At 71.3% G+C, this 12,388-nt stretch carries 10 protein-coding genes; 5 read left to right on the top strand and 5 right to left on the bottom strand.

Annotation, left to right across the window (positions count from 1 at the left end; all coding sequences use genetic code 11):
* Positions 1–45: 45 nt before the first annotated feature.
* Both KY5_RS25995 and KY5_RS25990 read right to left on the bottom strand, forming a co-directional pair.
* The gene (locus tag KY5_RS25995) at positions 46–1,782 is read right to left on the bottom strand and encodes an Ig-like domain repeat protein (protein ID WP_234362867.1); all 1,737 of its coding nucleotides are present in this window, start codon (positions 1,780–1,782) and stop codon (positions 46–48) included.
* A 189-nt stretch (positions 1,783–1,971) separates the two neighbouring features.
* Positions 1,972–3,834: a phosphoenolpyruvate carboxykinase (GTP) gene (locus KY5_RS25990; RefSeq protein ID WP_098244489.1), complete on the bottom strand. Its 1,863-nt coding sequence runs from the start codon at positions 3,832–3,834 to the stop codon at positions 1,972–1,974.
* A gap of 238 nt (positions 3,835–4,072) precedes the next feature.
* On the opposite strand from KY5_RS25990, the gene trhA reads away from it, so the two are divergent.
* From trhA to KY5_RS25970, 4 genes are all read left to right on the top strand, one after another.
* On the top strand, positions 4,073–4,798 hold the full coding sequence (gene trhA / locus KY5_RS25985) for a PAQR family membrane homeostasis protein TrhA (RefSeq protein ID WP_199843235.1): 726 nt from the start codon (positions 4,073–4,075) through the stop codon (positions 4,796–4,798).
* A 126-nt stretch (positions 4,799–4,924) separates the two neighbouring features.
* On the top strand, positions 4,925–6,529 hold the full coding sequence (locus KY5_RS25980) for an MFS transporter (RefSeq protein ID WP_098244488.1): 1,605 nt from the start codon (positions 4,925–4,927) through the stop codon (positions 6,527–6,529).
* Positions 6,530–6,533: 4 nt separating this feature from the next.
* A complete protein-coding gene (locus tag KY5_RS25975; protein ID WP_098247484.1) occupies positions 6,534–7,166 on the top strand; it encodes a TetR/AcrR family transcriptional regulator in 633 nt (210 codons plus the stop codon).
* Positions 7,167–7,220: 54 nt separating this feature from the next.
* Positions 7,221–7,961, top strand: a complete 741-nt coding sequence (locus KY5_RS25970) for a Mut7-C RNAse domain-containing protein (protein WP_098244487.1) — start codon at positions 7,221–7,223, stop codon at positions 7,959–7,961.
* A 53-nt stretch (positions 7,962–8,014) separates the two neighbouring features.
* On the opposite strand, the gene KY5_RS25965 is transcribed toward KY5_RS25970, so the two are convergent.
* A complete protein-coding gene (locus KY5_RS25965; RefSeq protein WP_098244486.1) occupies positions 8,015–10,051 on the bottom strand; it encodes a thioredoxin domain-containing protein in 2,037 nt (678 codons plus the stop codon).
* A 176-nt stretch (positions 10,052–10,227) separates the two neighbouring features.
* Between KY5_RS25965 and KY5_RS25960 the strand changes: the two genes are divergently transcribed.
* The gene (locus tag KY5_RS25960; protein WP_098244485.1) at positions 10,228–10,794 is read left to right on the top strand and encodes a Uma2 family endonuclease; all 567 of its coding nucleotides are present in this window, start codon (positions 10,228–10,230) and stop codon (positions 10,792–10,794) included.
* 79 nt (positions 10,795–10,873) lie between these two features.
* Here the strand turns inward: KY5_RS25960 and KY5_RS25955 are convergent, their stop codons facing one another.
* Both KY5_RS25955 and KY5_RS25950 read right to left on the bottom strand, forming a co-directional pair.
* Positions 10,874–11,608, bottom strand: a complete 735-nt coding sequence (locus KY5_RS25955; protein ID WP_098244484.1) for a S1 family peptidase — start codon at positions 11,606–11,608, stop codon at positions 10,874–10,876.
* A gap of 120 nt (positions 11,609–11,728) precedes the next feature.
* A complete protein-coding gene (locus KY5_RS25950; protein ID WP_098244483.1) occupies positions 11,729–12,190 on the bottom strand; it encodes a DinB family protein in 462 nt (153 codons plus the stop codon).
* Between the last annotated feature and the right edge of the window lie 198 nt (positions 12,191–12,388).

Genomic DNA, 12,388 nt, shown 5'->3' with positions numbered 1-12,388 from the left:
GACCGGGCGCCACCAGCGGTGACGACGACCGGGGGTATGCGTCGCCTAGCCGGTGATCTTCACGGTGGCCCGCGCCGCCGACGCCGTGTGCAGCGCGTCGCCGTCGTAGCTCACCTCGTAGAGGGTCCTGCCGCGCTTGTTCGGCAGGTCCTTGATCCGGAACGTGCCGTCGGCCGCGACCGACGCCGACGTCAGCTCGCCCGTCGTACCGAACCGGTCGGTCCGCGTCACCTTCAGCGCGATCCCCGACGGCAGCGCGCGGCCCTGGCCCGCCAGCTTGCCGGTGATCTCGACGCCGCCCGCGCGGGTCGCCTCGGCGGGCGCCGTCAGCTCGATCGACGTCGGCGCCTTGGCCACGTCGACCGTGAGCGTGACGTCCTCGGCGGGCCGGTGCGTCACGTCGCCGAGGAAGCGCAGCGTGTACGTCGCCTCGCCGAGCCTGTCCGGCACGTCCAGGACGGTGAAGCTGCCGTCGGCCGCGACCCTGGCGGCCGCCACCTCCTGGGTGCCCTCGGCGTCCTTGCGGACCGCGACGACCTTCACGGGCTCCGCGGGAGCGGGTCCGTCGAGCTCCAGCCTGCCGCGGATGCCGAGCGGCTCACCGACCACGGGCGTGGCCGGGCTGGTGCCGAGCGTGCCGGTGAAGCGGGAGTCGTACTGGGCGGCGGGCGGCTTGATGACGTGCAGCCAGTGCTGGCTGCCGCTGGCCGTCACGGCGAAGAGCCGCGAGCCGTCCTTGGCCCAGCCGAGCCCCTGCGGCACGACCCGCGCGCCGTCGAGCTCGCTCTCGAAGGCGAATTCGATGGGCGTCGTGCCTTCCGCCGGGTCGGCGGGCTGGATCAGCAGGTCGGGCGTGCTGCCCGAGGCGGCGGCGCCCCGCGCCACGTACTTCCCGTCGCCGCTGAACGCCACCGCCGACGACTTCGCGCCCGCCGGGAGCGGCTGGTAGCCGGTCGGGGCGTCCGCCAGGTCGGCGGCGTCGAGCAGCCGGGTGCCGTAGGCCGCGTCGGCGACGGCGATCCGCTTGCCGTCGGCGCTCTGCGCGATGTCCTTCAGGTCGAGCGCGCCCTTGCCGTCGGCGTCCGCGAAGCGCCGCTGGGGGCCGCGCACCAGGGTCTCGCCGCTCGCGTCGAACGTGGTGAGGAACGGGTTGGCCTTGTCGCCCGCGGCCGCCTGCCCCATCACGAGCCGGTCCGGCGCCTCGGGACCGGCCTCCAGCTTGAGCCGTCCTGCGGCGCTCCAGCCGGTCTGCACCGAGGAGGTGTCGACGACCTGGTGCAGCCACGTGGTGTTGTCGACCCGGTCACAGTACGAGTCGCTGTAGGGCGTCTCCGTGAACCACGTCTTGCCGCCCGCAAGGGCCACGTCGCGGCCGCAGGTCACGTCGTAAGGCGCGAAGGTCGCGCCGGTCCTGGTCTGCGTCTCCGTGTCGAACTTCAGCATGCGGTTGGACTGCGATACGTGCAGCGTCGCGCCGTCCGCGCTGAGCGCCATGCCGGAGACCGGCTTGTCGGTGGCGAGTGAACCCACCCGCTGGCCCTGGAAGTTGTAGACCAGGACCTGGCTGGCGTCGCTGCCCTTACCGCCGTCGGTGACGTAGACGCGCTCGTGCGCCGAGTCGACGACCATCGCCCCGAACGACGAGATCGGCAGCTTGGCCACCTCGTCCGAGGGCGTGGCCGCGTACGCGGCGGGCGTGCCGACCGCGACCAGGCCCGCCGAGCCGATGACCACCGCGAGCGCGGCGCCCGTCACCCCTCTTAACCGCTGAGACTTCTTCAACTCGGCCCCCCACAGGCATTCTTGGCGGCACGCGTCGATCAGCGGCCCCCCGTGTGGGCACATTGAAACATGTGAGAGCCATGTGAAGGCAAGGTGCCCAAGATGCGTGTATGAGCGGATGTGTTCCTTCCGCACACGCCGATGGGCCCCGCACGCCGTTGTGCGGGGCCCATCCGGAACGTGCGGGCGTCAGCCGAGACGCTTCACGAGGGCGCGGTACTCGTCCCACAGCTCCTTGGGCGTGTGCTCGCCGAAGGTGTTGAGGTGCTCGGGGACGAGCGAGGCCTCCTCGCGCCAGACCTCCTTGTCGACCGTGAGCAGGAACTCCAGGTCGTCCTTGGCCAGGTCGAGCCCTTCGGTGTCCAGCGAGTCGACCGTCGGCAGGATGCCGATGGGGGTCTCGACGCCCTCGGCGCGGCCGTCGAGACGGTCCACGATCCACTTCAGGACGCGGGAGTTCTCGCCGAATCCGGGCCACACGAACTTGCCGTCGGCGTTCTTCCGGAACCAGTTGACGTAGTAGATCTTGGGCAGCTTCGACTGGTCGGGCTTGTCCGCGCCGACCTTCACCCAGTGCGCCATGTAGTCGCCCATGTTGTAGCCGCAGAACGGCAGCATGGCGAACGGGTCGCGGCGCAGCTCGCCGACCTTGCCCTCGGCGGCGGCGGTCTTCTCGGAGGCGACGTTCGCGCCGAGGAAGACGCCGTGGTTCCAGTCGAAGGACTCGGTCACCAGCGGCACGGCAGAGGCGCGGCGGCCGCCGAAGAGGATCGCCGAGATCGGCACGCCCTTGGGGTCCTCCCACTCGGGCGCGATGATCGGGCACTGCGAGGCCGGGGTGGTGAAGCGGGCGTTCGGGTGGGCGGCGGGACGGTATCCATTTGCTTCGCGGGCCGACTCGGGCGTCCAGTCGTTGCCCTTCCAGTCGGTGAGGTGGGCGGGAGTCTCCTCCGTCATGCCCTCCCACCAGACGTCGCCGTCGTCGGTGAGCGCGACGTTGGTGAAGACCGAGTTGCCCCACAGCGTCTTCATCGCGTTGGCGTTGGTGTGCTCGCCGGTGCCGGGCGCGACGCCGAAGAAGCCCGCCTCGGGGTTGATCGCGTAGAGGCGGCCGTCCTCGCCGAACCGCATCCAGGCGATGTCGTCGCCGATGGTCTCGACGGTCCAGCCGGAGATCGTGGGCTCCAGCATGGCGAGGTTCGTCTTGCCGCAGGCGCTCGGGAACGCGGCGGCGACGTACTTCGACTCGCCCTGCGGCGGAGTGAGCTTGAGGATCAGCATGTGCTCGGCGAGCCAGCCCTCGTCGCGCGCCATGACGGAGGCGATGCGCAGCGCGTAGCACTTCTTGCCGAGCAGCGCGTTGCCGCCGTACCCGGAGCCGTACGACCAGATCTCGCGGTCCTCGGGGAAGTGCGAGATGTACTTCGTGGAGTTGCAGGGCCACGGCACGTCGGCCTCGCCGTCGGCGAGCGGGGCGCCGAGGGTGTGGACGGCCTTGACGAAGAACCCGTCGTCGCCGAGCTCGTCCAGGACCGCCTGGCCCATGCGCGTCATGGTGCGCATGGAGACGGCGACGTACGCGGAGTCCGTGATCTCCACACCGATGGCGGACAGCGGTGACCCGACCGGGCCCATGCAGAACGGCACGACGTACATCGTCCGGCCGCGCATCGAGCCGCGGAAGACGCCGCCCTCGCCCTTCTCGCCCTGGAAGATCTCCCGCATCTCGGCGGGGGCCTTCCAGTGGTTGGTCGGGCCCGCGTCCGCCTCCTTCTCGGAGCAGATGAAGGTGCGGTCCTCGACGCGCGCGACATCGGTCGGGTCGGAGGCCGCGTAGTACGAGTTCGGACGCTTGATCGGGTCGAGCTTCTTGAACGTGCCCTTGGCCACGAGCTCTTCGCACAGGCGCTCGTACTCGGCCTCGGAGCCGTCACACCAGACGACCCTGTCCGGCTGCGTCAGTTCGGCGATCTCGTTGACCCAGGAGACCAGCTCCTGGTGGTTGGTCGGGACTGTGTCCAGGGACACGGGAGCCGCGATGTCGCGCGCCACGATTGCTCCTAATCGAGGGGTTTTTGAGGATGTATGCCCCGTGGGGGCTGCGACCCGGACGCTTCACGTGTAGTTCCCTCTGGCGCTCATCCGGTGCCGACCGCACTCATTTGATCATCCGACGCAACCGCGCATCTGTCCAGAGGGCCTCACACCTGAGCGGCGTGAGCATCGCCACTTGTACGAGGACGTGGGGGTTGCGTCCGATTGATGTCCGACTTACGGGTCCGTAGGTACGATGCCGCTCATGACCGCCTCCGCCCCCGAAGCGATCCCCGAGCCCACGGGCGCCAGTTCACTCGCTTCACCCGCGTCGTCCCTGCCGCTCCCCGCGAAGCCGAAGATGCGCGGCTGGCTGCACGCCGGCATGTTCCCCGCGGTGCTGATCTCCGGCCTGGTGCTCACCGCGCTCGCGGACTCCACCCGCGGCCGGATCGCCTGCGGCATCTTCGCCCTGACCGCGTGTCTCCTCTTCGGCGTGAGCGCGCTCTACCACCGCGGCAACTGGGGCCCACGGGCCGACGGCGTCCTGCGCAGACTCGACCACTCCAACATCTTCCTGATCATCGCGGGCACCTACACCCCGCTGACGATGCTGCTACTCCCCGATGCGAAGGGACAGTGGCTGCTCTGGGGCGTCTGGGGAGCCGCCGTCGCGGGCATCGCCTTCCGCGTCTTCTGGGTCGGCGCCCCGCGCTGGCTCTACACGCCGTGCTACATCGCGATGGGCTGGGCCGCCGTCTTCTTCCTGCCGGACTTCCTGCGCACCGGCGGCATCGCGGTGCTCGTCCTGGTCGTCGTCGGCGGACTGCTCTACAGCGCGGGCGGCGTGATCTACGGCATCAAGCGCCCCAACCCCTCGCCCCGCTTCTTCGGCTTCCACGAGGTCTTCCACTCGCTGACCCTCGCAGCGTTCGCCGTGCACTACGTCGGCATCTCCCTGGTGGCGTACCAGCACGGCTGACATACCTCCCCCCTCTCTTTCCAGCGGTCGCGGCCCCCAGCCGCGGCCGCTTTTTTCTGCCCCGGCACCCTCCAGGACCGACTCGCATATTGACAGCAACAATCTTTTGAGAGCTACTCTCACTTTATGGTCACTGTCAGCACCTCCCCCGCCGCCGCGCGGCAGAACGACCCCCGCCGCTGGTGGGCGCTGGGCGCCCTGGTCGCGAGCATGCTCGTGCTCGGCTTCGACATGACGATCCTCAACGTCGCGCTGCCGACGATGGCCGCGCGGCTCGGCGCGAGCACCGGTGAGCAGCAGTGGATGGCCGACGCGTACGTCGTCGTCTTCGCCTCCCTGATGCTCCCCGCGGGCCTCCTCGGCGACCGGTTCGGGCGGCGCAGGATGCTGATGACCGGCCTGGGGATCTTCCTCGCGGGCTCGCTGATCGGCACCCTGGCCGACGACGTCTCCCTCGTCGTGGCGGCCCGCGCCGTCATGGGCGTGGGCGGCGCGCTCGTCATGCCCCTCGCGCTCGCCGTGCTGCCCGCGCTCTTCGCGCCGGGCGAGCGCACCAAGGCCGTCGGCATCGTCTCCGCCGCCTCCGCGCTCGGCGCGCCGCTCGGCCCGCTCGTCGGCGGCTGGCTGCTCGACCACTTCTGGTGGGGCTCGATCTTCCTGATCAACATCCCGATGGTCGCGATCGGCCTGACCGCCTGCCTGTTCCTGCTGCCCGAGACCCGCGACCCCGCATCGCCCAGGGTCGACGTCGTCTCCACCGCGCTGACCGCCGCCGGACTCGGCGCGCTCATCTACGGCATCATCGAAGCGCCGGGACGCGGCTGGTCCGACCCCCTCGTCCTCGCGATGCTCGCGGGCGGCACCCTGCTGGTCGCCGCGCTCGTCCTGCGCGAGCGCCGCATGCCGCGCCCGATGCTCGACATGTCGCTGCTGCGCGATCGCGCCTTCCTCCTGAACGCGATCGCGGCGACGCTGGTGATGTTCGTGCTCTCCGGCCTGATGTTCGTGCTGCCGCAGTACCTCCAGGCCGTCCTCGGCAACGACGCCTTCGGCACGGGCCTGCGCATGCTGCCGATGATGGGCGGGCTGCTCGTCGCGGCGAAGGGCGCCGAGCCCGTGGTGCGGCGCTTCGGAGCGCGCGCGGTGATCAGCGGCGGGCTCGTGGTCCTCGCCTTCGCCGCGATCCTCGGCAGCCGCACGGACGTCGGCAGCGGCTACGGCTTCACCGCGCTCTGGCTCACGCTGGCCGGTGCCGGTTTCGGCTTCACCGTCGTACCGGCCATGGACTCGGCGCTCGGCGCACTGCCCGTGGAGCGTGCCGGATCCGGCACGGGTCTGCTCATGACCGTACGGCAGGTGGGCAGCGCCCTCGGGATCGCGCTGCTCGGCTCGCTGCTCGCCGGGGCCTACGCCGACCGGCTCGACACCGGCGGTCTGCCGAGGCCCGCGGCCGACGCGGCGGGCGATTCGGTGGTCGCCGCGCACACCGTGGCCGACCGGCTCGGCACGCCGGGCCTCGGCGAGTCCGCGAACTCCGCGTACCTGCACGGCATGGATCTCGTCCTGCTCGTCAGCGGAGTCGCCGCCCTGGTGACGGCTCTCTTCGCCGCCGCGCTCCTGCCGGGCAAGGGCGCGCTCCCACCGGGCAAGGACCTGCTCCCGCCGGACGAGGGCGACGGGCCTGCGCGGCCCGCGGACCTGGGCGGGGCCCGGAGCGATGCCCGACAATGACGTCATGACGGCCGCACGAACCTCCGCCCCCGCGAGCGCCCCCCGGCCGGGCCTTCGCGAGCGCAAGAAGCTCAAGACCCGCCTGGCGATCCGGGAGGCGACCTACCGGCTGATCAGGGAACAGGGGTACGAGGCGACGACGGTCGAGCAGATCGCGGAGGCGGCGGAGGTCTCGCCCTCCACCGTGTTCCGCTACTTCCCCACCAAGGAGGACATCGTCCTCACCGACGAGTACGACCCGCTCCTGGAGGGCGAGTTGCGCGACCGGCCCGCCGACGAGCCGATCGTGGAGTCGCTGCGGCACGTGCTGCGCCGGGCGGTCGCCCTCGGCTTCGCGGAGGAGCCCGAGGTCTCCAGGCTGCGCACCAAGCTGATGGTCGAGGTGCCCGCCGTGCGCTCCCGGATGCTGGAGAGCATGTCGGTCACCGGCGCCATCCTGTGCCGCGTCATCGCGGAGCGCACCGGCCGCGACGCCGGGGACCTGGAGGTGCGGGCCTTCTCCATGGGCCTGATCGGCGCGCTCACCGAGACCGCCGCGTACTGGGCGGAGCACGACCACGAGGACGAGCTGACCGCCCTCGTGGACCGGACCTTCGACATGCTGACGAGCGGGTTCGCCGGTACTCCGAGCGGCTGAGGAACGCGCGAAAACCCCAGGTGGCCACGGTACTTGCCGTGCCATCCTGACCACATGAACGGTCCGGAGATCCTCGTCGGCTTCGCCCCGGAGCTGGCCCTGTTCGTCCCGCACGAGCGCAGGAAGGGCCCCACCAGGGCCGTCACGGACGGCGCGTCCACGCTCGGGCACGTCGTCAAGTCGCTCGGCGTGCCCCTGACGGAGGTCGGCGCGCTCGTGGTGGACGGCGCGGAGGTCGCCGTGGGGCACGTCCCCGCTGCGGGCGAGACCGTCCTCGTACGCGCGGTGACGCGGCCCCAGCCCGTCCCCGGCGCCCCGCTCCGCTTCCTCCTCGACGTCCATCTCGGCACGCTGGCACGGCGGCTGAGACTGCTCGGCGTCGATACGGCGTACGAGAGCACGGACATCGGCGACCCGGCCCTCGCCGCGCGCTCGGCCGCCGAACGCCGCGTCCTGCTCAGCCGCGACCGGGGCCTGCTGCGCCGCCGGGAGCTGTGGGCGGGCGCGTACGTCTACAGCGACCGCCCGGACGACCAACTCCGCGACGTCCTGGGCAGGTTCGCCCCCGAACTGCGCCCCTGGACCCGCTGCGGCGCCTGCAACGGCACGCTCCGCCCGGCCACGAAGGAACAGGTAGCGGACCGCCTGGAGGGCGGCACGAAGGGGACGTACGACGTGTTCGCCGAGTGCGGGGACTGCGCCCGCGTGTTCTGGCGGGGCGCCCATCACGATCGCCTCGAGGCGATCGTGGGGCGGGCGGTGGAGGAGTTCGGGGTCCGGGCCGACCTGGCCTGACGCGGGGCTCCGCCCCGGACCCCGCTCCTCGAACGCCGGAGGGGCCGATGCCCCTACGCGAGCAGCCTGGCCAGTTCGGCCGGGTCCGTGGTCGGCGCGGCGCAGACGAAGGAGCGGCACACGTAGGCCGCGGGGCGCCCGTCGACCAGGGGCCGGTCCGCGAGCAGCGGGAGCTCGTCACTGCCCTCCGCGCCCACCGCGACCACCGCGCCCGGCGCCGCGCCGAGCAGCGCCGTGCGGTGCAGGTCGCCGAGGACCTCCCCCACGACCGCCACCTCACGCGGCCCGTCGAGTGCCGCCTCCGCGACGGCGAGGCCGTGGCCGATGAAGCGCGGCACGCGCGGGCCGAGCGCCTTGACGATGCCGAGCGCCCGCTCCGCCGCCGTGCGGTGCGGCTCGGCACCGGTCTGCGCCGCGTACGACAGGAGGGCACCCGCGGCCGCCGTCCACCCGGAGGGCGCCGCGTTGTCCGTGGGGTCCTGCGGTCGGCGGATCAACTGCTCGGCGTCGGCCGCCGTGTCGAACAGCGCCCCGCTCTCCTCGTCCACGAACTGGGCGAGGACGTGATCGAGGAGGAACCCGGCGAACTCCAGCCAGACGCCCTCCCCCGTCACGGACGCCAGCGCGAGGAAGCCCTCGGCGACGTCGGCGTAGTCCTCCAACACCCCGGCGTTGGCGCCGACTTGACCGTCCTTCGAGGTCCTGGCGAGCCGGGCGCGGTCATCCATGTGCAGTCGTACGAGGAGGTCCCCTGCGCCCACCGCGGCCGCGATCAGATCGGGGCGGTCGAAGTACGCGCCGACCTCGGCGAGCGCGGCGATCGCCAGACCGTTCCAGGCGGCGACCACCTTGTCGTCACGCCCCGGCGCGGGCCGCTCGGCACGCGCGGCGAGCAGCCGCTCCCGGATCGAGGCGAGACGAGCGGAGTCGGCCACCGAGCTTTCCGCCTGTTCCCCCTCCCCCTGCGGGAGTTGGAGGACGGAAGCCCCCTCCTCGAAGGTGCCCTCCTCCGTCACTCCATACCGCTCCACGGCGAGGGCGGCGTCGTCCTCGCCCAGGACCTCCCGCAACCGCGCGGGCGTCCACACGTAGTACGCACCCTCGACGTGCGCGCCGGTCGCCGGGTCCTCGCTGTCCGCGTCGAGCGCGGAAGCGAACCCGCCCTCGTTGGTCCGCAGCTCCCGGACCATGAAGTCCGCGGTCTCCAGGGCGACGCGGCGCGCCAGGTCCGATCCGGTGGCCCGCCACAGATGGGCGTACGCGCGACACAGCAGCGCGTTGTCGTACAGCATCTTCTCGAAGTGCGGTACGACCCACTCGCGGTCCACGGAGTAGCGCGCGAAACCACCGCCGAGCTGGTCGTAGATCCCGCCACGAGCCATCCGCTCGCAGGTGTCGGCGGCCATCTGGAGCGCGCCCTCGGCGCCCGTGCGGGCGTAGTGCCGCAGCAGGAACTCGACCGCCATCGACGGCGGGAACTTGGGGGCGCCGCCGAATCCGCCGTGCGTGGCGTCGTAGTCGCGGGTCAGCCCCAGCAACGCCTGCGCGAGCTCGTCCTCACCGGGCTTCTCCTCGGCGTTGTGCGTGAGCTGCCGCTCACCGAGATCCCGCACGATCTTGCCCGCCACCTCGGCGACCTCACCGCGCCGGTCCGTCCACGCCCGGTGCACCCCGTCCAGGACCTGCGGGAAGGACGGCATGCCGTGCCGGGGCTCGGGCGGGAAGTACGTACCGAAGTAGAACGGCTCGGCGTCCGGGGTGAGGAAGACGGTCATGGGCCACCCACCCTGCCCCGTCGCGGCCTGCACGGCCTCCATGTAGACGGCATCGACGTCGGGCCGCTCCTCACGATCGACCTTGACGTTCACGAACTTCTCGTTCATGACCGCGGCGATCGCCTCGTCCTCGAAGGACTCGTGGGCCATGACGTGGCACCAGTGGCAGGCGCTGTAGCCGACGCTGAGCAGCACGGGCACACCCCGCTCCCTGGCCTCCTCGAACGCCTCGGGCGACCAGGGCCACCAGTCGACGGGGTTGTCGGCGTGCTGAAGGAGGTACGGGGAGGTGGTCTGCGCAAGTCGGTTGGCCATGCCCCCAATCCTCGCGCACCGGCCCCCGCGACGCGCTTGCGCCACGGGCGGGGTGTGAACGGGCAGGTGGCGGGGGGCCGCCGTGCCCTTCGGAAGTCGAGCGCCCCGACGTTGCAGGGCAGTAGGCTGAGTCCCGCAGCGCTGAAACCGCGGAAACACCTCGAAGGAGGCTCACCATGACCGCCGAGATGGTGGCTCCCGCGTGGATGCACACGCAGATCAGCGCGGAGCAGTACGACTCCTGGTCCGAAGAGCAGTGCGCCGGCATCGAGATCGTGGACGGGATGGTCGTCGTGAGCCCGAGCGCCTCGAAGCGGCACAACCGGCTGGCCCGCATCCTGGCCAATGCCCTGGACGCGGCCGCGGGACCGGACTGGAACGCAGACACAGACTTTGACGTCAGGCTGCAGGACGTTCCGCTCACCAACCGCAGGCCGGACGTGATCGTCTACCGGGCGGAGACCATCGACCTCACGCCCACCCGACCCGAGCACGTGCTCCTGGTCGTCGAGGTCGTGTCGCCCGGTTCGGAGACCACCGACCGGGTCGTGAAGGTGGACCAGTACGCCAAGGCCGGCATCCCCTTCTACTGGCGGGTCGAGCAGGCCGCCACCGGTGTCCCGATCATCTACACCTACGTCCTCGACCCCGCCACCAAGGCTTACAGGGACGGCGAAATGTTCACCGGCGTGATCAAGGCTGCCGCGCCCTTCTCCGTCACTGTCGACCTGGGAGCCGTCTGACAGCCTCCCGCGATGGGCTTCCGCGCCGGGCCTCCGCCGGTGTCCCGACGGGCCGGAGCGGAAAGCCCTGTTGCCTGCGCTATCGCCGAATCACCGAGCGAATCCAGGAAAGCTGCTGCGAGACCTCCCCGGCCTCCGCGCTCTTCTCCCGGTCGGAGCCGTTGAAGACGCCGACGAGGGTTTCGGTGCCCCGCGGGCCGACGGTCATCACCGGGCCTCCGGAGTCGCCCCCGGCGGGGATCCCGGAGACCTTCTTCATGCAGAAGTCGGGGCCGCCCGGTGTGGTGTGGTTCGCGCACCGGGGGTCGTCGGGACGTACGACCTTCAGGTCCGACTGCTTGAGGACGGGCGACTGGCAGGCGCTCTCATCGCTGGTGCAGGTGGCGCCCCACCCGTACTGCCGCACGGCCTGGCCGGGGTGGACGCCCGCCGTGGCCAGGCGCGCCGTGGGGACGTTCATCGGCGGGACCTTGACCAGCATCATGTCGGCGTGCGCGCTGCCCACGCGCTTGCGGGGAACGGGGCGGACCGTGGTGCCCCTGCGCATGTCGAGATTGCCCACCCGGAAGGAGATCCGCTTGTCGGCGACCGGCTGTGCCTGCTCGTAGAAGCAGTGTGAGGCGGTGAGGATCCACTGGCGGGCGACCGCCGTCCCGGTGCACGCCGGCTTGCCGTCGACGAGCATGCGCACCGCCCACGGGCCGTAGGTGCTCTTCGACCCGCCGATGACGGCGGAGGCCGGAGCGGACGACAGCACCGAGCCCGTCACCAGCACCAGGGTGGTCAGCAGCAGTGCACGAAAGCGACGCGCCATGCAGAACAACTCCTCTCAACAGGGGGTACAGCCGTACAGGGGGTACAGCCGTACAGGTAAGGAGAGACCCCACTGGGCAAAAGCGTTCCCTCGCCCCGTGACCAAGTGCGCGGAGCCGCGTCAGTAGTACCCCTTCGTGCCGTCGAGAAGTTCACGGACGAGGTCCGCGTGCCCCGCGTGCCGTGCCGTCTCCTCGACGAGATGGGTCAGCATCCAGCGCAGGCTGGCGCCACCGGAGTCGAATCCGGTGTGGCGGCCCGTGTCGTCCAGGGACGCCGCGGCGACGACCTCGTTGCTGCGGGCGCACTGGGCCTCGTACTCCGCGAGGAGCTCGGCGAGAGGGCGGCCGTCGGTGTACCAGTCGGCGTCCTCGCGCGACTCGTCGAACGACGGGTTCTGCTTCTCGTCGCCGCCGAGGAACAGCACCTCCAGCCACAGGTGTTCGGCCCAGCGCAGATGGGAGACGAGACCGGCCATCGTCATGGCCGGTGAGGTCGGGATGAGCGAGCGGTGCGCGTCCTCGTGGCTCAGCCCCGCACATTTCTGGTGCAGGACATGCCGCTGCACGTCCAACCAGCCGATGAGCGTGGTGCGTTCGTCCGCCTGGAGCGGGGGGCGTGCCGTTTCCGATGCCCTGCCGCCGCACGCTACCGGGGCGGCATGGCGGGGGCACTTGGATTACTCCCGGAGGGCCGGGGACCGCGCGGGTGCGCTCCCTGCCCGAGGACACCCTCGCGCCGGAGCCCCCTACGCAGGACACTTGTGACCGCAGGCAACTGT

The organism is Streptomyces formicae (assembly GCF_002556545.1).
Taxonomy (GTDB): Bacteria; Actinomycetota; Actinomycetes; order Streptomycetales; family Streptomycetaceae; genus Streptomyces; species Streptomyces formicae_A.
The sequence above is the reverse complement of the archived record's forward strand: the minus strand, read 5'-3'. Positions and strand labels throughout refer to the sequence as shown.

What these genes read in the sequence shown, in the direction of transcription:
- KY5_RS25975 (WP_098247484.1), top strand. Translation starts at nt 6,534, where the DNA reads ATGACGGCCGCACGAACCTCCGCCCCCGCGAGCGCCCCCCGGCCGGGC.
- KY5_RS25960 (WP_098244485.1), top strand. Translation starts at nt 10,228, where the DNA reads ATGACCGCCGAGATGGTGGCTCCCGCGTGGATGCACACGCAGATCAGC.
- KY5_RS25965 (WP_098244486.1), bottom strand. Translation starts at nt 10,051, where the DNA reads ATGGCCAACCGACTTGCGCAGACCACCTCCCCGTACCTCCTTCAGCAC.
- KY5_RS25980 (WP_098244488.1), top strand. Translation starts at nt 4,925, where the DNA reads ATGGTCACTGTCAGCACCTCCCCCGCCGCCGCGCGGCAGAACGACCCC.
- KY5_RS25970 (WP_098244487.1), top strand. Translation starts at nt 7,221, where the DNA reads ATGAACGGTCCGGAGATCCTCGTCGGCTTCGCCCCGGAGCTGGCCCTG.
- KY5_RS25955 (WP_098244484.1), bottom strand. Translation starts at nt 11,608, where the DNA reads ATGGCGCGTCGCTTTCGTGCACTGCTGCTGACCACCCTGGTGCTGGTG.
- trhA (WP_199843235.1), top strand. Translation starts at nt 4,073, where the DNA reads ATGCCGCTCATGACCGCCTCCGCCCCCGAAGCGATCCCCGAGCCCACG.